Source organism: Paenibacillus sp. P13VS (genome assembly GCF_015143645.1).
In the GTDB taxonomy this organism is placed as follows: domain Bacteria; phylum Bacillota; class Bacilli; order Paenibacillales; family Paenibacillaceae; genus Paenibacillus; species Paenibacillus xylanilyticus_A.
The window spans coordinates 129,359-152,438 of the sequence record NZ_WYEV01000011.1 but is presented as its reverse complement, the minus strand read 5'-3'; the positions used below and the strand labels follow the sequence as shown (position 1 = coordinate 152,438).

Genomic DNA, 23,080 nt, shown 5'->3' with positions numbered 1-23,080 from the left:
CCCCGGGGAAGGGGAAGTAAATAAGTAAATCAATTTGCCTCAATTCACAGCTATATTGCCTGAAGTTGTTTCTATCTCCACAGAATGTGTCCCCTTTCCTGTCATTCCCCGTGACGAGTGTCTTTCTTCAATTATGTTCTTCAAGTCCATTGCATGGGAGCGCCTCCCGCTTTTTGATTTCAACACCCAGTTCACATCAGGATTCTTATCGCCAAGATTTAACGTAACAGTTCCGCTAGTGGAAGCGATCTGTAGATTTGAACGAATATTATCCATATTTAACTGAATAGAACCGCTTTTCCCTTTAATCGATAAGTCAGATCGTATATGATTGGCTGTTACTCTTCCGGAGGAACTTATGACCTGTAGATTACCTGTGTAATCCATAGGGACTCTAATCTGGATCGAAGGCTTGTTCATAATATTGAAAATCCGAAAAGCATGATTATTCATAGAAACTTTTATTAGCTGCTCGTCTTGATCGATATTAATGACAGGCTTACCATCGTAAGCTGTGATCGAGACTTCCATTGATTTTAGTTCCTTTGCGGATTCGATAACTACCGGAGTACTACCGTTTTCAATACATATGGTGTCCACGGATTCAAGGGATACGCTCTGTGTACCTGTAACAGCACTTCCTTGGCACGAGCTCAGTAATAGAACGATAGATAACAGAACAATACCACGTGATAAAACCATTATATGTGACGTTCTCATTCATTCACCTCATTTTCAGTATTCGTTAGGGCTTAATTTTACACACTGACGCAACGTCAGGATCAAGCCCTATCACAAAAAATAAAGCTTGAAGCTGACGTTACGTCAACTTGTATAATGAACGCTATCTTGAATCCGACGATCCTAAAAGGAGGTTAACGATGAAAACCGAAGATATTCTTATATACAGTTGTGTTATTATCGGGGCAGGGATAGGCCTGACCTTAGACAGTATATTGCCGGGAGTTTTGATTGGGTTAGGAGTGGGCTATTTGTTGAAGTATGCGTTGTTAAATGAGAAAAATAGGGATACATGAATGTGTGGGAGGTGCTGGGCCCTTGTATATCCATATCAAGGATCTTGCTCGCAAGACAGGTATCACGGTTAGAACCTTGCGATATTATGACTCCATTGGACTGCTGAATCCGGCCTCCAAGACAGATGGTGGGCATCGACTATACGTGCAAGAGGATATGAGAAAGCTTCAGCAAATTCAATTTTTCAAAAGCCTGGGGTACTCATTGAAAGAGATTCAGGATATCCTCACTGATCCTAAATGGAATTGGGAGCAAGGCTTGAGGGGCCAGTTGGCTTACATTATGGAGGAACAGGAACGGTTGCGCTCCATGGAATCGTCCTTAAGGGAATTGATTCATAGTCTTATTGTTGAAGAAGGGGATCAGGGGGAAGCCGTTCAGAAACTGATTCGGTTGACCAAGCATAGTACGGTTAAACGGCATTCTTTTAGAGAAGGTATGTTTAGCAGCGATGAGATAGAGCAGTGGGAGAAGCTGCCCAAGATGGGAGGGAATGATCCAGACTCCCTGGAGTGGATTGCACTTATTGGCAAGTTGCAGAGCTATATGGAGGATCCTCCCGACTCCGAAAAGGTACAGAATGTCATTCGCCGTATGCTGGAGAAGCAAAAGGAGCAGTTCAAGGGAGAGGATGCGTTCCTGGATAAATTATGGAGTGCAAGGAAGTCAGCCCAATCGTCGGAGGAATTAGGATTATATCCATTGGAGCCGGAGCTGCTGCATTATATGGAAAAGGCCTATCATATCTTTCTGGTTAACGAGAGAGGTCAATCTGGTGCTGAGTCCAAATAGGTTGTAGGGGGCTACAGACTAATGAATTCTGAATTGCTGGTTTACGTTGGGGGATTTGCATTGTTGGATACCTTAAGTCCGACCCTTATCGGGGTGACGTTGTATTTGATGATCGCAGAGAACCGAAGATTCGGCTCAAGGCTTATGATATATATCATGACCGTCATGATACTCTATTTTTTGCTTGGCTGTGTGCTCATGTTAGGTCTTGAAATATTGAAGGAGGTATTCACTTCCTTTTTCGAAAACAAAGTAGTGAGCTGGTTTCTGTTGATCGGGGGCGGGTTGCTTTTTGCAGGCAGTTTTTTTATTAAGCCGAGTCATACCAAAAATAAAAACTACCACACCCCCCGCTCTACGGGAGTTATGGGTCTGCTTGCAATGGGATTGACCACATTCTTGTTGGAAGCTGGGACAGCCCTGCCTTATTATGCAGCGGTTAGTCTAATGACGACCGAAGGACTAATCACAGTGGAATGGGTATCCATTTTACTTGGATATAATCTTGTGATGGTATCTCCCCCCATAATTATCTATATGTTGTATATTTGGCTGGGCTCCTCTGTGCAAAAGAGAGTCGAAAGGCTGCAAAATAAGTTGGAAAAGCAGTCCGGCTCGGTACTGTCTTGGGTGATGTGTATTGCCGGACTGGTTCTCATCTTCAATGTTCTTGATTATTTATAGCGTTTTCTCTATTAGGGCCAGGTTGCTGTCAAAGACTGGCCCTATAAGGTTAGCTTCTTATTACAGTTACGTGATATTGGGATTGCGAAACAGAAGAGAAATGGAATGTAAAGGATGTCCTGGGGACGCCCTTTGCTAAACATCATGCTTATGGTTCACGTTGAATGGGGTGTTCAAGTTCTGAATGACCCATCAGACTATCCAGTGCTTCACCATCTACAAGCACTTCCAATTGATTTATTTCATCAAACTGAAACATCGTTGTAGTTAAAGCTTCCAAGGCCAGCAATTCTCCACTGCTGCCAAGCTTGGCTTCATCGGGGATATGCACATCCAAAGTCAACGTATCCTCGGCAGATTGGACGGAGAGCAGTTCAACCTTTTCCCATAGAGAGACCAGTCCAGTATCGTCATTGTTTTGTAAGGCTTCAAATGTTTTTTTGTATTTTTCGTCGGTCTCTACAAACTCCAGCTCAACTTCTCTTTTTTCCAGTTCCAGCACCTGTGTATCGGCGAAGTATACTTCAACAGTCTGCTTCTCTTCCTTGTTCGGCTCAACCTGAGTCCCGCCATTGTTGGAAGGCTGTACGCTTCCGGAATGGTTGGGTTCATTCGTTCCGGATTCACTCACTGGTTTCTGGGCACACCCTGCGGCCATGATAAGAATGAACAAGAATAGTAGTCCGTATCCCATCTTTCGTTTCAACAAATCACATCCTCCGTATGGTATAACGTTATTTTTTATATCCCTAGATATTCCTTAATTCCATCAACTATTGCTTGTGCAGCTTTCGCCTGAACTTCTTCGGATGACATGGCCTTCTCTTCAGCCGCATTGCTCAGGAAACCGATTTCCAGAAGCACGGCAGGCATGGTGGTTTCTCGGATCACCTGCAAGTTGCCATTCTTGACACGCCGATCCTTGAATCCCAGAGCCTTCACCAAGCGTTCATGAATGATATTGGCCAGGTCCTTGCTGCTGCTGCGCTGATAATAAAAGGTTTCTGTACCTGATGCCTGAGGTGAGGATGTGGCACTGTTGCCGTGTATAGAGACAAAGACATCCGCATTTAACTCATTCGCCAGTTTAACGCGCTCGGAACGTGTGGGATAGGTATCGCTGTCACGTGTCATGACCAGATCAATATCAGGCTCATTGAGCAGAAGAGCTTGTACTTTTAGACCCAATGCCAGAACGTATTCCTTCTCCGGTTTATTGGTGATACTTATAGTCCCTGGGTCACTGCCTCCATGACCTGGATCAATCACGACGACCTTGCGTCCTGTATCGATGACGGGAGTCACTGGCACGGGCGGTATGCTATCCCCCGAAACGTTGAGATCGATCAGCAGCTTGCCGGCAATCACGTTTTGATCGAACTGCACGTCCTTCACATTGTTTAATTCAACCACAATCCGAACTTGCCCGGGATCTCGTTTAAATAGGGAATATCTCACTTCCGATACATTGGGATATCCGGTTACATCCAGTTTTCCATTAAACCCCTGATCAAGCGGCTGTGCCAGGTCACCAAAGACGGTTCCAGGCAGATCCACAACCAGTCGATCCGGGTTCTTCAAGGTAGATATGACAGGCTGCACTTGTTCCCCATCCATGGACACGACAAGCTGATTATCGGCAAAAACAATATCTGTTACATGGGTTAACGACGTGGTGTCGCTACCTCCTGAATTATCTCCAGATGCTTCGTTGGATTCATTATTGCTGCCAGTTAAGTATACGATCTTCTCCTGGTTGTTCCACTTTACGCTAAGCCCCATCTGTTCACTGACAAAACGAATGGGTACCACCAACGTTTGGTTTAAAATTTGTGGAGCCGTATTCAGGGTAACCTGTTTGTCAGCAACCATGGCTTGCTTCTGATCAACGGTGAGAGATATTACTTTTTCATTTTGCTGTATCTTCACCTGACGGGCTTGTTGATTCCAGTCGACATCAAACTTCAAATTTTCTGCAACGACTCGGATCGGGATCATCACATTTTTATTGACGATGGTCACCTGAACGTCATTCGGAAGAGACAATTGCTCTCCATTTAAGAAGATTTTAGACGTGTTTGCAGCGGCATTTACCTGAATAGGAAACAGAAAAAGGAAGAACAGGCTCATAAACATAAGTACAATTATTTTCTTCATGAATACACCTCAACATTTTTAGAGCTTGTAACTCACCGACATGGAAATTCAGAGTTTCTATCGGTAAAAAACAATTTATCTCCCATAATTTTACTACATTATATAAACAACGAAATTGTAAAAATGTTTCTTTTATTGATTTATTTCATTTATGTATGGAGAAATTGTACTGATTTACACTGGTTTTAAAAGGAATTACGTATGTTAAATGGATAAGTGTAATTAAATTTCATAATATAATTGACTTGTGAAATTTTATATCATATACTGGGTGAAATTATGGCAGGATTCGTGGACATGAAGTTTGGCAGGAGGTAGGAAAACATGGATACAGGCAGCTATCCGATGTGGGAACAGTATCGCTTGAAGCAAGATCATTATGTCATAGGGCTCATGTCCGGGACATCCCTTGATGGGACAGATGCAGCTCTGGTACACATTCAGACGGATGCCAGCGGGGCATTAGCCAATATCAGCCTGATGGATTTCATCTGTGTTCCATATTCCAATGAGCTGAGGAACGTATTGATTCGATTGTGCTCTCCAGAAACAGCGAGGGTGGATGACCTGACGACGGCACACTTCGGCGTATCAGAATGGTACGCACACAGTGTCATGAAGCTGATTCGTTCGGCAGGCCTCTCGCCTGGACAAGTGGATGCGATCAGTATGCACGGACAAACCGTGTGGCACTCACCGGTCCCGTCAGCGTTTTCCGGACCGGAGGGAAGTCTTCAAGTGGCATCTACATTGCAGATCGGTGAAGGGGCCGTCGTGCGGGAACGGACCGGACTGCCGGTAATCAGTAATCTGCGTGCAAGAGATGTAGCTGCTGGCGGAGAGGGAGCACCGCTCACACCATATGCGGATGCTCTTATGTTTCGCAGCACGACAGAGGGCCGACTGGTACAAAATATCGGCGGTATTGGCAATGTGACCGTGCTTCCAGCTGCTTCATCGCAAGTAGGCATCTCTGCATTCGATACAGGACCGGGAAACATGGTGATAGATGCCATTGTGCGACAGGAAACGAACGGCAGACAGCATTATGACCCCAATGGAAGCATAGCCGCCAAGGGGACACCTGTTCAGGACCTGGTGGAGCTGTGTCTGGACGACGATTATTTCAGAAGAATACCTCCCAAAAGCACCGGGCGGGAGGTTTACGGTGCTGCTTATGCAGAGCGTTTGATGGACCTGTCAGCTGCACGTTCCTTATCCCTGGAAGATACTTTGGCTACGGCCACTTGTTTGACAGCAGAGACCATTGTGCGGGCTGTAGAGGACTTTGTGCTGCCGAATGTATCGATCTCGGCCATGCTCGCTTGCGGCGGGGGAACTTCGAATGCCACATTAATGAAAATGATTCAAAGCAGACTTCCGAAAGGTATCCGATTGGAGCGGACCACAGATTATGGCATCCCAGACGATGCCCGCGAGGCTATTGGGTTTGCACTCCTGGGTCATGAAGCACTAATGGGTAGAACGAATACACTTCCGGAGGTCACTGGGGCCAGGCATGCTGTCATTTCGGGTACCCTTACACTGTAGATACGAGGTTACGATCCGGCAGCAGAATGACGAAGAGCGTTTACGGATTAGACTCGAGTGAAATTATAGGATAAAATGCTTGTACATGAACACAGTACGGAAAGGTGGAACGAATGGAAGGCATGAAAGGTGGACTCGTACGTTTACGCGCATTAATGGATGACCTGACCCCGTCGGAACGGAAGATTGGGGCCTACATTCTTGATCATCCCCAGGAGACGGTCCAGTCTTCCGTGGCACAGCTGTCCGAACGGAGCGGTGGCAGCCCTGCTGCCATTATCCGTCTGTGCAAATCATTGGGGGTATCCGGATTTCAGGAGCTGAAGCTGAAGATTGCGGGCGATTTGCAAACGGGTGAGCAATATCACTATACGGAGATTCGTCCTCAGGACTCGATGGAGAGCATCATTCAGCATGTATCCGCAAACAATATCCAATCGGTGAAGGACACGGTCCATATACTGGACCCACGACTGGTTGAGCAGGCTGTTGATGCACTGCACCGGGCAAAGCGGATTTTTTTCTATGGCGTAGGGGCCTCGAACCTGATTGCACTGGATGCACACTACAAGTTCATGCGAATCAATCGCACAAGCTTTTCGTTTGCGGATCCTCACATGCAAATTTCCTCTTCCACTACCCTTCGTGAAGATGATGCCGTTGTATGTATCTCCTACTCGGGGGAAACCTCAAATGTCATTTCGTGTCTGAAGCATGCTCTCGAAGGTGGAGCAGCAACAATCAGCATTACCAAATGGGGGAGTAACACGCTCAGCAGTCTGGCGGATGTGCCCTTAAAGATTACTTCCACTGAAAGCGATATCCGAAGTGGAGCCACATCTTCGCGAATTGCGCAGCTGAATGTAATTGATATTCTCTACCTGGCCATTGCCAGCCGGGATTATAACCAGTCTATTGAGTATCTGGAGAAGAGCCGTCAGGCTATTTTGGAACATAAATGATGAAGCGGAAAAATCCCTTACTGTATATAACAGAAGGGATTTTTTTTTTGGACCCATGCTGATGCTGATCGGGCGTAAAAAATAAGTGAAAAGGAGCCAAGATCAATATCAGGCTCCTGTAAAAAAAATATGAGTTAACGCATACTCTTTGCATTCGATCAGGACGGCCCTGCAATAGCTGTACGAACGAAGCCGTCAGCCAGATCCAGTCTGCGCCGTGCTTCGAGCGCATTCACGTCTGCCATCAGCATGACGATGGCTGTTTTAACGTGTCCGCCTGAGGCAGTGAAGGTCTGTTCAATATCGGATTCACTCGCACCGGTGGCAAGCTGTATCATTCGTTTGGCCCGATGGACAAGCTTCTCGTTGGAGGGGTTCAGGTCGACCATGAAGTTCCGGTAAACTTTGCCCAGTCTGATCATGGCTGTAGTCGTCAGCATATTCAGGATCATTTTCTGTGCACTGCCTGCCTTCATCCGAGTCGACCCCATCACAACCTCGGGGCCCATGACCGCTTCAATGCTCACATCAGCCAGGAGGGTCATTGGTGTACCGGCATTATTGCTCAGGCTGATGACACCTGCTCCTTTTTCCCTCGCATACTTCATTGCTCCGATGACATAGGGAGTTCGCCCGCTGGCAGCAATGCCCACCACAACATCATTCTTATTCAGACCATGCTCACTCAGATCAGAGGCGCCTTGGGATTCACTGTCCTCAGCTCCTTCCACAGGATCCTTCACGGCCCGAAAGCCCCCTGCGATAATGCCCTGTACCATAGAAGGTGGTGTTCCGTAAGTTGGTGGACATTCCGAAGCATCAAGTATCCCCAATCTGCCACTGGTTCCTGCACCGACATAGAACAGTCTTCCTCCCGACTGAAAGGCTTCCACAATTCGATCTGCCGCCCGTGCAATCACGGGGATGAGCGGTTGGATTAATTCGGCAATGCGTTGATCTTCCCTATTTATCAATTCCATAATCTCTGCCGAGGGCAGCTCATCTATATGATCCGTCTGCGGATTAGGCTGTTCCGTTAGCAATGAGTTAAGCATATGGTTCATCAGTATGGCCTCCTTATCTCTTTCAAAGTGATCCATGAAGGGAACATCGCATTTTGGCCAGCTGTGCCGCACCAACCGCCGGAGGCGGGGCATTATCCTGCTGGACAAAGCCGAGCTCACCGTAGGTTGCCGATAGTTTGTGTATAAATTCGCTTCGGAATAAGGCAGAGTGACGGAACAGAGACCCTGACAGGACGACCTGAGCCGATTTAAATGTGACATGACGGGCAATCAGAGCCTTGGCTGTATTCGCCAGTTGCCCTGCTTCTTCAGTAATGAATGCCCTGGCAACTTCATCGCCATGTTCCCCGGCTTCAACGGCAAGACGGGCTAGAGATGCCGTATCGGACTTACCCCAATCGGATTGATATACCTTCTTCTTCAGTTCAAAGGGAGAGTGCAGACCCAGCTCTTGCAAAATGAGTGGGGTTAGTTTGGTTGGGGGTAGAATGCCATCATGGCTTTGCATAACAGCCTGAAGCGCTCGTTGCCCGATGCGATAGCCGCTGCCTTCATCCCCAAGCAGGTGGCCCCAACCCCCAGCACGATATCGTTCACCTTCCGGTGTAAATCCATAAACAATAGATCCTGTACCTGATATACATAAGACTCCCTGAGTATGACCAAGTACGGCCATAAGGGCGATCTCCCCCTCAGATACAATCCAAACAGGACAAGCCTTCACACTCTGATGAAGACTGTGATTGGTATAGTCTGTTACGGCTTCAGCAATCATCTGTCTCTCCTGCACGCTGTCTACACCTGACATTCCAAGACATATACCTTCACAATTTGTCGATAAATCAGTTCTTAGGTTAAACAGCCCATCCAGTACCCTCCGCAGTTCTGAAATGGCCTGATCGGGTGGTACGCTGTGTGGATTGGTAGGTCCGCCGCTGAACCGGGCAAGAACTTCACCAGATTCAGAAATGATTGCTGCATCAGTATTGGTACCGCCTCCATCAATGCCTGCATATACTCGCAACTTGGCTCACCTCGCTTGCGTAGGTTTTCTTTTTACATAGTATAAGAGCATAAAACGAAAAAGTAAAATTAAATTTTATGTTAAAAAATAATATTGAATTTTTATTTCATAGCTCATATAATGAACTCAATCTACAATTTTGGAAGGAATTAATACTGTTAATGTCATGTAAGTTGACGTTAATATTGCATTTAGTTGAACTCTGCATAAACGCAGGTCAATGGACGGGGAGGTGCTGTTCCTTACTGCCGCACTTACGGGGCGGTTCATCATTTTTATGTTCAAGGATTTCAAAGGGGCATCGAGTTTGGCAAAGGAATGATTGGGAAACGACTCGCGAAGGAGATGAAGGGATGAAGAAAAAGGGTCTGGTTTTGGCAATGGTACTAATGATGGTCTGGATTACAGCCTGCGGAAATAGCGGTGGGGCTGCTTCGGAAGACCCCAATGCGGACGACACCGTGACGGTATGGACCTATCCGGTGCATGGTACTTATGAAGACGAATTGAAAGAGCTGATTGCCGACTTCAATAAAGAACACCCGAACATTACCGTGAAGACGGAGATGCTCTCCTGGGCGGAAGGACCCAAAAAGTTCGATGTGGCGCTAAATGCGGGAAATCCGCCGGATCTGTACTTTCACAGTGTGGATGGAACGTATGTAAATACGGGACTTGCGCTTGAACTGGATAGCTATCTGACTCCCGAGATCAAGGACGACTACCTGCCCGGTACGCTGGAGTTAGGTCAGATTCAGGGTAAACAGTACGGCCTGCCGTTATATCAATTCCAATGGGCTTGGGGAGGCAACAAACGTATTCTGGAGGAGGCCGGCATCGATTGGAAGTCCATTCAGCAAAATGGCTGGACCTGGTCGGAATTCAATGAAGCAGCCTCCAAGCTCACCAAAACGCTGGATAGCGGAGCTAAGCAGTATGCACTCGTTACCGACGGCACTTCCCTTGATTTCATTGAAATGCTCTCCCGGAATAACGGCATGATCGACGTTCTGGATCAAGAGGGTGCGTTCCAATGGAATGATGGCCGGATTCTAGATACGCTCTCATTTATCAAAATTCTGATGGACCAAGGTTACATGCCGAAGGAGACAGCAGCTATTGCCCCGGCGAAACGGACGGATATGTTCTATGCAGGAGAGACTGCCATGATCTCCAAGGCCATTCCTTATTACGATGTGATGATCCAGAACCGCAACAAGGACATTGATGATGGCAAAGTGCAGGGAGAGAAAATCGACTTTGTCCTACTGCCTGTTCCGCATAATGACAATCAGCAAGCGGCAACTACAATGGGCGGTGAAGGGTACGTAGCCTTCAAGCAGAAGAAGGACAAAGGTGAACAGCATGCCAAGAATACGTTCCTGGTTATGGAGGCGTTAAGCGGTGCAAAAGCGGGGAACTCTGCCAACGAGCTCGCACTCCCTTTTGTGAGACAATCTCAAGTTGATCTGTTTGCAGGCAAAGAATTGGGCAAACCGGATAATCTGGAGGCTGCCCAAGTAATGGCTGAGAACATTGCAATGCCTGTTGTGCTGGAGCTGGACATTGATAAGGCTTCACAGCAAAAGCAATTCAAGGAGCAGGTTGTAAAACCGAATATTCAGGCCCTGTTCTCGGGAGAGAAAACGCCGGAGCAGATTGCAGAAGACTTTAAGAGCAAAGGCCAGCAGATGTTTGGACAATAAAAGAAAAACATAGCGCATATGTAAGACCACAACGATTAGGAGAGGAGGATTTGCCATGCAGACCGCCCTTGCGCCAAAGTCGTCCGCACCCCGGACTTCCCGGATTGCCCGGCTTTGGCGAGACTATGGGTGGGCGTATTTATTTATCCTGGCGCCTGTCCTGCTGTTTCTCATCTTCACCCTCTATCCGGTTCTGACCGCTCTTGTGATGAGCTTCCAGAAATATAACATTATGAATTCAACCTGGGTTGGACTGGATAATTACGAGCGTCTGATCAAGGATGAAACGTTCTGGAAGTCGATTAAAAATACAATCATCTTCACTGTGGGTACGGTTCCGGTCAATATTCTCATTACATTTGTCCTGTCTTATTTCATCTTCCAGATGAAAAGCAAGTGGCAGACCTTTTTCAAAGCTACCTTGTATCTGCCTGCGGTGGCATCAGGAGTAACCATCTCCATCGTGTGGCTGGCGATCTTTGATCCGACCGATTCGGGGCTCTTGAACCGCTTCCTTGGCCTTTTCGGACTTGATCCGGTGATCTGGCTGGGCCAGTCGGGAACGGCACTGTTTTCACTCATCCTGATGAACTGGCTCGGTTCGCATGGTGCAGGCATTATTTTGTATCTCGCAGCCATGGGAGGCATTCCGAAATCGCTGTATGAAGCAGCGGACATTGACCATGCCAGTGGATGGACCCAGTTTAGCAAAATAACCTGGCCGCTCCTTAAGCCAACCACGTTGTATCTGCTGGTTACGGGTGTAATTACATCGTTTCAGGTATTTATCTCCGTATACTTGATGACACAGGGCGGACCCAACTTCGCAACAACAACAATCGCCTATCTGATCTACGAAACGGCGTTTAAGTTCTATGAGTTCGGATTGGCATCAGCGCAGTCCTTCGTGCTCGCAATCATTATCATTGTCATCTCCGTTATCCAGTTCAAGTATTTCTCAAGCGATATTGAATGTTAGGCATTTTGATATTTTGGATCTAGCATCCGGGGGTGAACAAATTCATGAAATCAACTCAGAAAAGGACGCTGCTTGTCGTAGCCTCCATTCTGCTGGCCGTTTGGGCACTGGTGACCATCATTCCGATGTACTGGATGCTCGTCGGTTCGGTACAGGACACTACGATGTCTGCCTCTTTCAAACCGCAGATGATTCCGGAGCAGCTGTCGCTGTCACCGTATGAACGTTTTTTTGCCAAAACCGATGCGTGGCGCTGGCTCTATAACTCATTATTGATCTCGATCATTCTGACTGTGACGAATGTGTTTTTTGCATCCCTCGCGGGATATGCATTTGCCAAGCTAAAATTTCCCGGCAGCCAGGCCGTATTCTGGGTTTTGCTTGGCACGATGATGATTCCGGCTCAGGTGACGCTGATTCCGCTATACATCCTGATGGTCAACGTGTTTGACCTGGGGGACACGTATACAGCGATCATTCTGCCAGCGGCGGTCAGTGTGGGCAACATTTTCTTGATGAAACAGTTCATGTCGACACTGCCGACATCGCTGATACATGCGGCACGCATTGATGCATGCAGTGAGTTCGGCATCTTCTGGAAAGTGATTCTGCCTATGGCGAAGCCGGGGATTGCTGTGCTTGCCATCTTCACCTTTGTGGCTTCATGGAATGAATTTTTCTGGCCTTTCTTAATCACCAATTCCAATGAAATGAGAACCATTCAGGTGGGGCTGGCTTCGTTCGTATTTGCCGAATCAACCGACTTCGGTGCCATGATGGCCGGGGCAACCATTGGTGCTCTGCCCATGATTATTTTATTCTTCTCATTGCAGCGTTACTTTCTGCAAGGGATTACCATTGGTGCAGTTAAAGGTTAAGGCTAACTAGCCTTCAGACAAGCGACAACGTAAAGGGGGATCTACCTATGGCACGCGTGGAGTTTCGCCAAGTGCGCAAAGAATTCAAAGACGATCATAAAGGAACGTTCACGGCTGTGGCCGGCTCGGACTTTGTTATAGAAGATAAGGAATTCGTTGTGTTTGTTGGTCCTTCGGGTTGTGGAAAAACAACATCACTGCGAATGATCGCCGGTCTGGAGAAGCAAACGAGCGGGGATATTGTCATCGGCGATCGGGTCGTTAACGACCTGCATCCGAAGGACCGGGATATTGCAATGGTATTTCAGGATTATGCACTCTACCCGCACATGACCATTCGGGAGAATCTGTCCTTTGGCCTGAAAAATCTCAAAAAGCCAAAATCCTATATTGATGAGCAGGTGCAGAACGCTGCTTCCATTCTTGGGCTTGAGGCAATGTTGGAGCGCAAGCCGCGTGAATTGTCTGGTGGTCAACGTCAGCGGGTAGCGGTGGGCCGGGCCATTGTCCGTGATCCGCAGGTATTCCTGTTCGATGAACCCCTGTCCAATCTGGATGCGAAGCTGCGTGTGCAAATGCGAGTAGAACTGGGTGAACTGCACAAGCGGCTTGGAGCTACCATTGTGTATGTCACGCATGATCAGGTGGAAGCCATGACACTCGGAGAACGAATTGTGGTCATGAATCATGGAGACATTCAGCAGGTAGCCTCGCCAAAAGAGCTGTATGCGAGTCCTCGCAACATGTTCGTTGCCGGATTCATTGGTTCTCCTGCCATGAACTTCATTGATGCACGCATTGAAGGAGATCAGGTTGCCGTGGAAGGAGCATCCTTCACCTTGCCGGAGGAGGTGCTCGTCCGTCTGAAGAGCCATCAGGGCAAGCGAGTGATTCTTGGTCTGCGCCCAGAGCATATTTTTGGAGATGATGTCGCACCTAATATTCCAACAGACCATATGCTGCAGGCTCGTGTTCAGGTTGTGGAGCATCTGGGCTCGGAAAATCTGGTGTACTTTCACCTTGGTGCCCGTACCGTAACGGCCAAAGTACATCCGGAGACCCATGCGTACGTTGGTATGGATAAAAACTTCGTGCTGGACTTGCGAAAAGCACATTTTTTCGATCCGGAGACTGAGCTGGCCATTGGCCGGGAGTAGCCAAGCAAGAACCATTAGAAGGAAGGGTAAGAAAGGGGAGATGCGGGATGCGCAAATTAAGTGAGGTGCTGGTCAAATCCGGGGTTGAGATCTACCGCGACATTATTCCTGTAGCCTTGTTCAGTGCAGCCAGCTCGTTGGTTCTGGTTCCCATTCTGATGCTGGCTCCGCTGCCGATCGCGATCATGCTGCTGGCCGTGATCTATATGCCCATGTTGTTCGGTGTTTGTTACACCATACATCACAGGCTGGAACGGAAGGAACGCCGTAATGGACCCCGCGATCTGTGGGCAGGCACCTTGAAGGGAATTATACCTGGTGGTGCAGTAGGTATCCTCATTGCTGTGCTGGGCTTCATCCTGTGGTCAACCTGGTGGTATTACGGCGAACAGGGCGGCATGCTGGGGACGGCTGTGAGCGTATTCCAAACGTTCTTCGTACTCATGGCCCTGATGTCACAGTTCTATACCTGGCAGCTTGTATTGCAAAAGAATATGGGAATCATCCAGGCGATGGGGGAAAGTGTGAAGCTTTTTTTCCGCCATCCAGGGTATACGATGGGAGCTTGCTTTCAAGCTTTATGTCTGACGGCATTACTCGGTCTAACTGTGGTTGGTTTCGGAGCGTTATTCGCAGGCATGTTCGCCATCTATCAGCATAAGGTTGCGCAAAATGTGCTTGAGCCTCAAGAGGAACCCAACATGTCTGCTGGCAATGATCATCAACATGCGGGGTGGATGAGTCAGGAGAATGCCGGATGAGCAGAGGGGCTATCGTAAGAACTGGACTTGACCGATTGTTCGAGGGGGATTCCCACCCGTGGTTGCTGGGGGGTTCCCGCCTTGGTCTGATAACGAATCCAACCGGCATTACGTCTGATTTTGTCTCTTCAGTGGAGGTGTGCGCCGGATTAGCAGATGCGGAGCTGACGGCATTATATGCCTGTGAACATGGATTGGACGGTGAGCTTCAGGCCGGAGTCCGATTCGGGGATACGGTGCATCCGCGTTTGGGCATCCCTGTGTTCAGTCTCTATGGAGAACACAAGAAACCGACCCCATCCATGCTCGCCGGAGTGGATACCGTGCTGTTCGACATTCAGGATATAGGTGTTCGCTACTACACATACGCCTCAACCTTATTTCAAATGATGGAGGCCTGTGCTGAAGCAGGCAAACGCATGTTGGTGCTCGATCGTCCCAATCCGCTTGGCGGGGAGGCAGTGGAAGGCGGGGTGCTGAGTGCGGGATACGAATCACTTGTCGGTGCCTGGCGTATTCCGATCCGCAGTGGATTAACGGTCGGTGAGCTGGCCCTAATGGTGAACAGCCAGGCCGATGTTCCATGTGAACTTGACGTCATCACGATGGACGGGTGGAAGAGAGACTTTCATTTTACGGATAGGGGACTGCCCTGGATGCTCCCATCGCCCAACGTACCTACCTTAAATACGGTACAGGTATATCCGGGTACTTGCCTGTTCGAAGGTACTAATGTGTCGGAGGGGAGGGGAACAACAATCCCGTTCGAGTGGATTGGAGCACCGTGGATCGATGGGCACCAGCTGGCTGCACGATTTCGGAGTTATGGGTTGAAGGGGGTGCATGTGCATCCTGTGTACATGTCTCCGACGTTCTCCAAGCATGCAGGTGAGTTATGCGGAGGCATCCGGATCTTTATTACGGATAGCAGCGAGTTCCGGGCTGTGGAAACAGGACTTGTTCTACTGCATGAACTGGCTTCGCTCTATTCCGAAAAATTCCACTGGTTGGAGCCGCCGCGGCCTGGTTCGAGGTATTTTATTGATTTGTTGACAGGAGGCAAGGAAGTCAGGGAAGGGATACATATCCAAGAGAAATTATTCGATCTGGTTGAAACATGGAATGCGCAGGCGAAGGAATGGGGAGAGCGGCGTAAGCCGTTTTTGTTGTATCCATGAGAGGTGCATTGATGCGATGCCTAATGAGGGATGATATTCGTCGTAAGGAGGCGCGGAATGACGGAGCTACTGGAGCAGTACCAACATAAGCTGGCAAGGATGACTTTGCGTGAAAAAATTGGACAGATGCTGCTGTGCGGTTTTCATGGTACCGAAGCAGCTGGAGATGTAGAACGCCTGCTTCGTACGTATCCGATTGGAGGCGTAATTTATTTTGCGCGTAACATCGAGTCGCCAGAGCAGGTAGAGCGGCTATCTGCCGGGTTACAGGGGATTGCAGCTAAAAGCGGTCAACTCCCACTCTGGATATCCATCGATCAGGAGGGGGGCATGGTTGCGCGGATCACGAATGGGGTTACTCTGATGCCGGGACAGATGGCCATAGCCGCCGCGGGTTCCAACGAAAAGGCGTATGAAGCAGCATATATCAGCGGGCTGGAGCTAAAAATCGATGGGGATCAACATGAATTTTGCTCCGGTCCTCGATATTAACAATAATGCGGCGAATCCGGTTATAGGAGTTCGATCGTTTGGTGAATCACCTCAATCGGTCGCAGACTACGGTGTGAAGACCATCGCGGGGCTTCAGGGGGCAGGTATTGCTGCGACAGCGAAACATTTCCCTGGTCATGGAGATACAGATACGGACTCTCATCTGGATCTTCCCGTAATCATGCACGACAGAGAGCGGGTGGAACGGGTGGAGCTCGTCCCCTTCCGGGCTGCCATAGCAGAAGGAGTGGATGCCATAATGTCCGCCCATATTTATTTTCCGGCACTGGAACCAGAGCGGCTTCCGGTGACGCTGTCACATACTGTACTGAGTGGGCTGCTGCGGCAGGAGCTTGGATATGAGGGGATCATTGTAACGGATTGCATGGAGATGAATGCCATCGCTGTTCATTATGGTACGGTTGAAGCTGCGGTGATGGCTGTTGAAGCAGGAGCCGATCTTGTACTTATCAGCCACACAGCCAAGCTTCAGGAGGCAGCCTTCGAAGCATTGGAAGCAGGAGTGAAGAATGGACGGATCAGCGAAAAACGCATTGATGAATCCGTTGCCCGCCTGCTCATGTACAAGGAGAAGCATGGACTGCTCCAGATAAACATGCACACAGATGATGAAATTGTTAGTGGCGGGTCAGAACGTTCATTATGCAAGGTACGGAATGATCAGACATCATCAAATGAGCAGCTGGAGCGCAGCAGTCTGCAGCATCAAGAGGTGGCGAGGTACATTAGCGAGAGGAGCATCACGCTGGTGAGAGACCAGCTGGATATGCTTCCGCTGAAGCCGGAACGAACACTGGTGATTACTATTGCTGCATCGGTGACAACCATCGCCGACGAGCAGCTCAGCCAGGCTGTTACACTTGGTTCTGCATTGGCGAGACATGGACTTGATGTGATCGACTTAACCGTAACCCCGGAGGACGTTGCGCTTTCATCTGCCCGCCTGCTTCAGGCTGCGGAAGAGGAGAGCATCAGCCAGATCGTGGTGGGTACCTATAATGCGAGCAGTCCTTCAGGTGACCCGCAATGCCGGCTAATCGGATGGCTTCAGCAGCTGGGTAAACCGCTGGCTGTTGTAGCGCTGCGGAGTCCCTATGATCTGCTGGCTCTTCCGGACGCGAAAGTCTATGTAGCGGCTTACGAGAGCCGTCCGCTTGCCATGGATAGTGCCGCCAGAGCAATGATGGGGCATATCCCTTTTACCGGAAAGCTTCCCGTGAGTCTGATATAACATCTGTATCAGCTGTTCATCAAATGTACTTCATACAATAGAGGAGTTAATCTCCCAACGGTAACATGGCATTACCTAAACGAAAGAGACGACCCTAAGGAGGGTCGTCTCTTTCGCTGCGTATAAACCATTATTGCAATTTTAATGCTTTGGCTGTGCGCTGTTCTACTTCATCCATCAGAGAGGTCATATCCATACCCGCATGATTACCAAGCAGAATAATCGTTACGTCGTCTGATAGATTACGAGAGAAGGCTGTGGCATAACCGCCTCCGCTGCCATTGTGGAAGACGGTGCGATTATTGCCTTTCTCCTTGAGAATCCAGGCGTAGCCGTAATTTTTGTCCGAATAGGGCTTGTACATCTGTTCAATTGTCTCCTGACTGAGGATCTGATCGGTGTACAGTGCACGGTCCCATTTGAGCAAATCGTCTACCGTCGAATAGATCGTCCCTGATCCCGATTGTGACACGTAATAAGGAGCAGGCACCCACTTGTTATTTTCTGCAACGAAACCACTAATGGTTTTGACCTTGCGTGATGCCTCTCCCGAGTTTTTCATGCCGAGCGGGGTCAGAATTGTTTGTTGAACATAGTCGGCATAACTCATGCCGGATACCTGTTCAATCACATAGGCTAGCAGCACATAGCCGCTATTGCTGTAGAGATAGGCAGTGCCCGGTTCGAACTTCAGCGTTTTGTGCCTGATCTCCTCTACCGTTTCTTCCAGTGAGGTTCCCTCACCCCGGCCAAATGCAGACGGAAGCCCGGAAGTTTGAGATAACAGCATATGCAGAGTTATCTCGTCACCCTTTGGAATACCAGAGATGTATTTGGAGATGGGATCTTCTACATTCAGCTTGCCATCTTCCGCGAGGCTGAGAATGGAAGCTGCCGTGAAGGATTTGCTCAGTGAAGCAATTCTTGTTTTCTGATCCGGGCGGTTCAACGTTTTTTCATCGGCCAGTCCATATCCTTGGCGAAGCAATACGTCACCATTGCGGGCTATCAGGGCCATGCCAGGGAATTGGACTTCACGTAAATAAGCATCCACGCTGGTCACTTCCTTGTCCAGCAAACTGACTTGGTCTGTTTGGATGTTCACGCTCATCTGACCCGATGAGGTGCGGCCGACTTTAATATCGGCTTTCAGGGCATTCGCTATAGGACGGACAGGTACCATAAGCGTACCGTTAACTGTACGGGATTTCACGCCTGCATCGAGGCGGACATGGTTGACCTTGATCGAGTCGCTGCCGGCCTGGTACACCAAAGTATCACTTCCAACGGTGATGGTAGCCGTTTTGGTACGGTTATCCCATTTCAAGGAACCTTTCACCGACTGGACGACATCCCTAAGGGGTACGTATGTTGATCCGTTATAGATCTGAGGTGTATTCTTCCAGGATTGTGGTTCGCCATTCACTTCAATAAGAACTGCTTGCGTGTTCTGTGCAGCCGATATGGATGTGCTGAATTGTCCCAGCATCGGCCCTGCAACCAGAATAAACGCGAGTAGAATACGAAATAGGGATAAATAGGCCTTGGAAACCGATTGATGCTCGTGAGGCGATCTGCGTGTGATTTGAATCCTCTCCTTCCAGACTCTTCATGAATAACCAGCTTAAAATATTGTAAACGATCTCGTGAAGAGGGTCAAAATGGATGGAGAACAAGAGAATAGAAGAGCCTAACAAAAATAATAGAATTTCGATGATATTTAGTATTCATACATAATGTTTTCATGATGTTCGTCCGATAAAAAGAAAGGTGAAGATGATGATGGGGGATAGTTCATATGAAGAAAAGGTTTCAACAATGGTTTGCGCCAACCGTTAAAAAACGTCTGGTCGCGGCGCTGCTTCTATTTTTGATTGTGCCAAGCATCACCGTTGGTTGGTTATCTTACGATAAAGCAGCAGAACGGGTCAGGGAGGAGCTCCTGCATTCTGCACAGGCCAAAACAGAGATGCTCAGTTTACAGATTGATCAGATGCTCAACATGGAGAAGGATAACGCCGCACAGCTTGCTGCGGGTTTTACTTCCGAGGATGTTATTAATAAATCGCCTGCACTGCAAAAACAAATGGACCATATGTCTGAAAATCATAAAGAACTAGGCGTTCTGACGATCGGTGCCGAGGATGGAAGCTGGATGAAGTCACCTGATCCTGGACAACAGATCTATGATCCGCGGGAACGCAGCTGGTATACGATGGGCATGGCAGCAAGTGAACCTATTATTTCGGATACATTCCAGTCCGCAACAACAGGAGAGTGGGTCGTGACAGCTGCTGCCAAGCTGGCTGATGGCAAAGGTGTATTTGGAGCCAATGTAAGTCTTAACCACTTGAAAGAAAACGTGGACCAGATTCATATCGGTGAAAAAGGAAAGCTGTACATGTTGGACAATGGCGGAAAGTTCCTGTTCCATTACAATATCGAATCGGGTGTGCAGTCCGATCAAGACTACATTAATGAAATGTACACGAGCGACAAAGGAACCGTAACGTATACGTATGAAGGACAAGAAGTGGAAGCTGTATACTTTACCAACCCGGCAACGGGGTGGAAAATCGTTGGTGAGATGCTGCCTTCCGAAGCGGATGAAGCAGTTAGACCGATTATGATTCGAACCTTTACGCTTGTGGGAAGTTCACTCGTCATCGGTATGATCCTGCTCATATTCATCATCCGAGGCATAGTTCGTCCATTGCAGCAGCTCACCCAGGCCGCTTCCAAGGTCAGCGCCGGGGACCTTACGGTTCGTGTTGGACTGAAGCGGCGGGATGAATTTGGACAGCTTGGAGACAGCTTCGATTCCATGACTTCATCGCTGCGCAATGTTCTTGGAGAGGTGCACGATACGTCGAGCCAGCTCGCGGCATCTTCAGAGGAATTGATGGCCAGTTCGGAACAGACGTCCAAAGCCACAGAACAGGTCGCCGAGCTAATGCAAAATGCAGCAGAAGGAACGACCAAACAAAATGACAGTCTTGCGGCAACGGGGCAGCTTGTCGGAGAGATGTCCATTGGGGTCAAAGAAATCTCTTCCAGCGCTGAAGAGACAGCCCGCATTGCAGGGGAAGCTTCGAACAAGTCCGAAGCCGGAATGGTAACCGTGGAAGAGGCGGTCGCTCATATTCAGCAGGTCAACGAAGAGAGTGAAGCCATGGCAGCGGTCATTGAGGATCTCCGGGCAAAAAATGAAGAGATTATTCAGATCGTTACCGAAATTACCTCCATTGCAAAACAGACCAATATTCTCGCGTTGAATGCGAGCATTGAGGCCGCCAGAGCTGGAGAGCAAGGACGCGGATTTGCTGTTGTAGCCAATGAGGTTAAAGCTTTGGCTCACAATTCAGGAAGTTCTGCCGAGCGGATTAATGAGTTAATGCGTGAAATGCAGGAGAAAACGTACGCGGTGCAGTCCACCTTTGCACGTACAGGTGAAGGTATGATGAAAGGTTCGGAGCTGATTACCGAAGCGGGCGATGCGTTCCGTACCATTCGAGATGCGGTGCAGCTCGTTGCTGCTCAAGCCGGAGAAGTGTCTGCCGCATCCCGTCAGATTGATGGAGGAATGAATCACGTAACCAAAGCGGTCAATGATACCATTGTCTTGTCTGATCAGATCGCATCCGGTACGGAGGATGGCTCTGCTGCAGCGCAGGAGCAGCTGGCCACGATGGAAGAAGTAGCAGCTTCCTCTGCCGCATTGTCTCGAATGGCTGAAGATCTGCAGAGCATGATTGAACGTTTCAGGCTATAACCGATTAAGTGGAATAAACCGGTGCCTCTGTGTTAGAAGGGGATAAACCGTAAAGTGCCAGCGTCAGCATGACGATGACAACGAGACTGCAGGGTCAATTCCCTGTAGTCTTTTTTTATTGGAAAAAGTATGCCTTGGTAACTTCACTGGAGAGCTCAGCTCATTGAGAAGAGAGCAATACAGGAGGTGATGATTGACATTAAACAAACAAAATTATATTATATCTATAAATAAACAAACCTAACGCGAATTATTGAATGATATCGATGGTCGATGGGGATATCTAAATAAAAGCATAAAAAGGAGTTAGTCTTAATGAAATCATCGGAACCATTATTGCAGACGGCTACGCTCGAAGAGATCAAGCGGGGATATCTTGCGGAAGGGCCAACCTTTACATGCATCTGCTGTGGCTATAAAACGGAAGCGGGAATTATCTATCCCGAGGAAGGTGTTCTCTATGAGGCAGAAAGATATATGCGTGTTCATATCGAGAAGGCCCATGGATCTGTTTTTGAATATTTGCTGGAGCTGGATAAAAGTGTAACAGGTTTGTCCGACGTGCAGCGGGGGTTACTTGGCCAGTTTTATGAAGGGAAGAAGGACACCGAAGTGCAGAAGGCACTGGGGATCGGCAGTGCGTCCACCATTCGGAATCACCGGTTCGTGCTGAAGGAGAAGGAACGGCAGGCCAAAATCTTTTTGGCATTAATGGAACTGCTAAAAAGCAAAGATGATTATGCTCCTGCCGAGCTCGTATTGCCTGTCACAAGACATGTGCATACGATCAACGATAAACAGTTCGATATCTCGGAACAGGACCGGGAAAAAGTGCTGGCCAAGTATTTTCCAGAAGGAACAGATGGTCCGCTATCGAGTTTTCACATGCAGCAGAAGCATAAATATATCGTTCTCACTGAAATTGCCAAACGGTTCGAGCCAAAACGCCACTATACCGAGAAACAGGTTAACGAGGTTTTACAACAAATCTATGAGGACTACGTGGAACTGAGGAGATATCTGATCGACTATGGTTTCCTGAATCGTGAAGAGGACGGCAGTCAGTACTGGTTAAACCTCACGGCAGAGCAAGAAGAGAACAAGAATACTAAACAAACGAAAACGGGAAGCGGGAATGGAGAGAATGAAGAAATGAATCGACGCAAAGAGCTTCAGGAGCAGGCCAAGGAGATCAAGACGGAGGCCGGAATATACCAGATTCGGAATGAACGAAACGGTAAAGTCTATCTGGATAGCACATTGAATCTGAAAACGATCAATGGGCAGAGATTCATGCTGCAAATGGGCAGCCATCTGAACAAGCAGCTGCAGGCGGAATGGAATGAATACGGTGATGATGCGTTTACGATTGAAGTGCTGGAAGTATTGAAAAAAGAGGATAACCCCTATTTTGACACCAAGGATGCACTCGCCAAATGTCTGAATCGTTGGATGGATCAGCTTGAGCCATATGGCGAACAAGGATATCACGGGGACAAAAAAGATAGTAGTGCGTAATTCCCCAGCACATTGATTTCTGGCTTACCAAGTCCATGGCCTTAACAGGTTATGGGCTTTTTGGCGTGATAGATCTATTGAATCTGTTCTGTAAAGGAGAAATCTGTCTCTCCCTCATTCGCTTAACTTGTGGTATATTTCTAAATTAATATAA

21 protein-coding genes are annotated in these 23,080 nt (G+C 48.2%); 15 read left to right on the top strand and 6 right to left on the bottom strand.

The window, feature by feature from the left end; all coding sequences use genetic code 11:
• Window positions 1-39: 39 nt before the first annotated feature.
• Entirely contained in the window at window positions 40-720 is a 681-nt protein-coding gene (locus tag GUA98_RS23740; RefSeq protein ID WP_153976593.1) for a DUF4097 family beta strand repeat-containing protein, read from the bottom strand.
• 161 nt (window positions 721-881) lie between these two features.
• Between GUA98_RS23740 and GUA98_RS23735 the strand changes: the two genes are divergently transcribed.
• From GUA98_RS23735 to GUA98_RS23725, 3 genes are read left to right on the top strand one after another with little or no spacing between them, the layout of a single operon-like run.
• Window positions 882-1,037, top strand: a complete 156-nt coding sequence (locus GUA98_RS23735) for a hypothetical protein (protein ID WP_167301677.1) — start codon at window positions 882-884, stop codon at window positions 1,035-1,037.
• Between the two features lie 22 nt (window positions 1,038-1,059).
• Window positions 1,060-1,830, top strand: a complete 771-nt coding sequence (locus GUA98_RS23730; protein ID WP_227780035.1) for a MerR family transcriptional regulator — start codon at window positions 1,060-1,062, stop codon at window positions 1,828-1,830.
• 21 nt (window positions 1,831-1,851) lie between these two features.
• A complete protein-coding gene (locus GUA98_RS23725; RefSeq protein ID WP_153976595.1) occupies window positions 1,852-2,514 on the top strand; it encodes a GAP family protein in 663 nt (220 codons plus the stop codon).
• A 148-nt stretch (window positions 2,515-2,662) separates the two neighbouring features.
• Here GUA98_RS23725 and GUA98_RS23720 read toward each other — a convergent pair whose 3' ends face one another.
• Both GUA98_RS23720 and GUA98_RS23715 read right to left on the bottom strand, forming a co-directional pair.
• Entirely contained in the window at window positions 2,663-3,223 is a 561-nt protein-coding gene (locus GUA98_RS23720; protein WP_193724596.1) for a GerMN domain-containing protein, read from the bottom strand.
• A 32-nt stretch (window positions 3,224-3,255) separates the two neighbouring features.
• Window positions 3,256-4,671, bottom strand: coding sequence for an N-acetylmuramoyl-L-alanine amidase family protein (locus GUA98_RS23715; protein WP_193724595.1), 1,416 nt, complete (start codon window positions 4,669-4,671; stop codon window positions 3,256-3,258).
• Between the two features lie 324 nt (window positions 4,672-4,995).
• On the opposite strand from GUA98_RS23715, the gene GUA98_RS23710 reads away from it, so the two are divergent.
• Entirely contained in the window at window positions 4,996-6,222 is a 1,227-nt protein-coding gene (locus tag GUA98_RS23710; protein ID WP_193724594.1) for an anhydro-N-acetylmuramic acid kinase, read from the top strand.
• A gap of 122 nt (window positions 6,223-6,344) precedes the next feature.
• Complete coding sequence (locus GUA98_RS23705; RefSeq protein ID WP_153980521.1) at window positions 6,345-7,184, top strand: MurR/RpiR family transcriptional regulator; 840 nt, start codon at window positions 6,345-6,347, stop codon at window positions 7,182-7,184.
• Between the two features lie 158 nt (window positions 7,185-7,342).
• Here the strand turns inward: GUA98_RS23705 and murQ are convergent, their stop codons facing one another.
• Together murQ and GUA98_RS23695 are read right to left on the bottom strand one after the other, a co-directional pair.
• Window positions 7,343-8,248 (bottom strand): N-acetylmuramic acid 6-phosphate etherase, encoded by a 906-nt coding sequence (murQ, locus tag GUA98_RS23700; protein ID WP_193724593.1) that lies wholly within the window; start codon window positions 8,246-8,248, stop codon window positions 7,343-7,345.
• Window positions 8,249-8,270: 22 nt separating this feature from the next.
• Complete coding sequence (locus tag GUA98_RS23695; RefSeq protein WP_193724592.1) at window positions 8,271-9,233, bottom strand: N-acetylglucosamine kinase; 963 nt, start codon at window positions 9,231-9,233, stop codon at window positions 8,271-8,273.
• A gap of 353 nt (window positions 9,234-9,586) precedes the next feature.
• On the opposite strand from GUA98_RS23695, the gene GUA98_RS23690 reads away from it, so the two are divergent.
• From GUA98_RS23690 to GUA98_RS23660, 8 genes are read left to right on the top strand one after another with little or no spacing between them, the layout of a single operon-like run.
• The gene (locus GUA98_RS23690) at window positions 9,587-10,939 is read left to right on the top strand and encodes an ABC transporter substrate-binding protein (RefSeq protein WP_193724591.1); all 1,353 of its coding nucleotides are present in this window, start codon (window positions 9,587-9,589) and stop codon (window positions 10,937-10,939) included.
• A gap of 55 nt (window positions 10,940-10,994) precedes the next feature.
• A complete protein-coding gene (locus tag GUA98_RS23685) occupies window positions 10,995-11,918 on the top strand; it encodes a carbohydrate ABC transporter permease (protein WP_193724590.1) in 924 nt (307 codons plus the stop codon).
• Window positions 11,919-11,962: 44 nt separating this feature from the next.
• On the top strand, window positions 11,963-12,796 hold the full coding sequence (locus GUA98_RS23680; protein ID WP_095291542.1) for a carbohydrate ABC transporter permease: 834 nt from the start codon (window positions 11,963-11,965) through the stop codon (window positions 12,794-12,796).
• 47 nt (window positions 12,797-12,843) lie between these two features.
• Entirely contained in the window at window positions 12,844-13,953 is a 1,110-nt protein-coding gene (locus tag GUA98_RS23675) for an ABC transporter ATP-binding protein (RefSeq protein ID WP_193724589.1), read from the top strand.
• A 47-nt stretch (window positions 13,954-14,000) separates the two neighbouring features.
• Window positions 14,001-14,714 carry a hypothetical protein gene (locus GUA98_RS23670; protein WP_193724588.1) on the top strand — a complete coding sequence of 238 codons (714 nt, stop codon included), beginning with the start codon at window positions 14,001-14,003 and terminating at the stop codon, window positions 14,712-14,714.
• Complete coding sequence (locus tag GUA98_RS23665; protein WP_193724587.1) at window positions 14,711-15,892, top strand: exo-beta-N-acetylmuramidase NamZ domain-containing protein; 1,182 nt, start codon at window positions 14,711-14,713, stop codon at window positions 15,890-15,892. The genes GUA98_RS23670 and GUA98_RS23665 overlap by 4 nt, the downstream gene beginning before the upstream one ends.
• 57 nt (window positions 15,893-15,949) lie before the next feature.
• Entirely contained in the window at window positions 15,950-16,384 is a 435-nt protein-coding gene (locus GUA98_RS30060) for a glycoside hydrolase family 3 N-terminal domain-containing protein (protein WP_265333658.1), read from the top strand.
• Window positions 16,356-17,636, top strand: coding sequence for a glycoside hydrolase family 3 protein (locus GUA98_RS23660; RefSeq protein WP_265333657.1), 1,281 nt, complete (start codon window positions 16,356-16,358; stop codon window positions 17,634-17,636). Before GUA98_RS30060 ends, GUA98_RS23660 begins: the two co-directional genes overlap by 29 nt.
• A 130-nt stretch (window positions 17,637-17,766) precedes the next feature.
• On the opposite strand, the gene GUA98_RS23655 is transcribed toward GUA98_RS23660, so the two are convergent.
• Window positions 17,767-19,125, bottom strand: a complete 1,359-nt coding sequence (locus tag GUA98_RS23655) for a serine hydrolase (protein WP_193724586.1) — start codon at window positions 19,123-19,125, stop codon at window positions 17,767-17,769.
• A gap of 309 nt (window positions 19,126-19,434) precedes the next feature.
• Here GUA98_RS23655 and GUA98_RS23650 point away from each other — a divergent pair, with 309 nt between their 5' ends.
• Both GUA98_RS23650 and GUA98_RS23645 read left to right on the top strand, forming a co-directional pair.
• On the top strand, window positions 19,435-21,408 hold the full coding sequence (locus GUA98_RS23650; RefSeq protein WP_193724585.1) for a methyl-accepting chemotaxis protein: 1,974 nt from the start codon (window positions 19,435-19,437) through the stop codon (window positions 21,406-21,408).
• A 315-nt stretch (window positions 21,409-21,723) separates the two neighbouring features.
• Complete coding sequence (locus GUA98_RS23645; RefSeq protein WP_153976608.1) at window positions 21,724-22,926, top strand: DUF2087 domain-containing protein; 1,203 nt, start codon at window positions 21,724-21,726, stop codon at window positions 22,924-22,926.
• Window positions 22,927-23,080: the final 154 nt, after the last annotated feature.

What these genes read in the sequence shown, in the direction of transcription:
- GUA98_RS23740 (WP_153976593.1), bottom strand. Translation starts at nt 720, where the DNA reads ATGAGAACGTCACATATAATGGTTTTATCACGTGGTATTGTTCTGTTA.
- GUA98_RS23715 (WP_193724595.1), bottom strand. Translation starts at nt 4,671, where the DNA reads ATGAAGAAAATAATTGTACTTATGTTTATGAGCCTGTTCTTCCTTTTT.
- GUA98_RS23675 (WP_193724589.1), top strand. Translation starts at nt 12,844, where the DNA reads ATGGCACGCGTGGAGTTTCGCCAAGTGCGCAAAGAATTCAAAGACGAT.
- GUA98_RS30060 (WP_265333658.1), top strand. Translation starts at nt 15,950, where the DNA reads ATGACGGAGCTACTGGAGCAGTACCAACATAAGCTGGCAAGGATGACT.
- GUA98_RS23735 (WP_167301677.1), top strand. Translation starts at nt 882, where the DNA reads ATGAAAACCGAAGATATTCTTATATACAGTTGTGTTATTATCGGGGCA.
- GUA98_RS23705 (WP_153980521.1), top strand. Translation starts at nt 6,345, where the DNA reads ATGAAAGGTGGACTCGTACGTTTACGCGCATTAATGGATGACCTGACC.
- GUA98_RS23685 (WP_193724590.1), top strand. Translation starts at nt 10,995, where the DNA reads ATGCAGACCGCCCTTGCGCCAAAGTCGTCCGCACCCCGGACTTCCCGG.
- GUA98_RS23650 (WP_193724585.1), top strand. Translation starts at nt 19,435, where the DNA reads ATGAAGAAAAGGTTTCAACAATGGTTTGCGCCAACCGTTAAAAAACGT.
- GUA98_RS23645 (WP_153976608.1), top strand. Translation starts at nt 21,724, where the DNA reads ATGAAATCATCGGAACCATTATTGCAGACGGCTACGCTCGAAGAGATC.
- GUA98_RS23655 (WP_193724586.1), bottom strand. Translation starts at nt 19,125, where the DNA reads ATGCTGGGACAATTCAGCACATCCATATCGGCTGCACAGAACACGCAA.
- GUA98_RS23725 (WP_153976595.1), top strand. Translation starts at nt 1,852, where the DNA reads ATGAATTCTGAATTGCTGGTTTACGTTGGGGGATTTGCATTGTTGGAT.
- GUA98_RS23710 (WP_193724594.1), top strand. Translation starts at nt 4,996, where the DNA reads ATGGATACAGGCAGCTATCCGATGTGGGAACAGTATCGCTTGAAGCAA.
- GUA98_RS23680 (WP_095291542.1), top strand. Translation starts at nt 11,963, where the DNA reads ATGAAATCAACTCAGAAAAGGACGCTGCTTGTCGTAGCCTCCATTCTG.
- murQ (WP_193724593.1), bottom strand. Translation starts at nt 8,248, where the DNA reads ATGAACCATATGCTTAACTCATTGCTAACGGAACAGCCTAATCCGCAG.
- GUA98_RS23660 (WP_265333657.1), top strand. Translation starts at nt 16,356, where the DNA reads ATGAATTTTGCTCCGGTCCTCGATATTAACAATAATGCGGCGAATCCG.
- GUA98_RS23690 (WP_193724591.1), top strand. Translation starts at nt 9,587, where the DNA reads ATGAAGAAAAAGGGTCTGGTTTTGGCAATGGTACTAATGATGGTCTGG.
- GUA98_RS23670 (WP_193724588.1), top strand. Translation starts at nt 14,001, where the DNA reads ATGCGCAAATTAAGTGAGGTGCTGGTCAAATCCGGGGTTGAGATCTAC.
- GUA98_RS23665 (WP_193724587.1), top strand. Translation starts at nt 14,711, where the DNA reads ATGAGCAGAGGGGCTATCGTAAGAACTGGACTTGACCGATTGTTCGAG.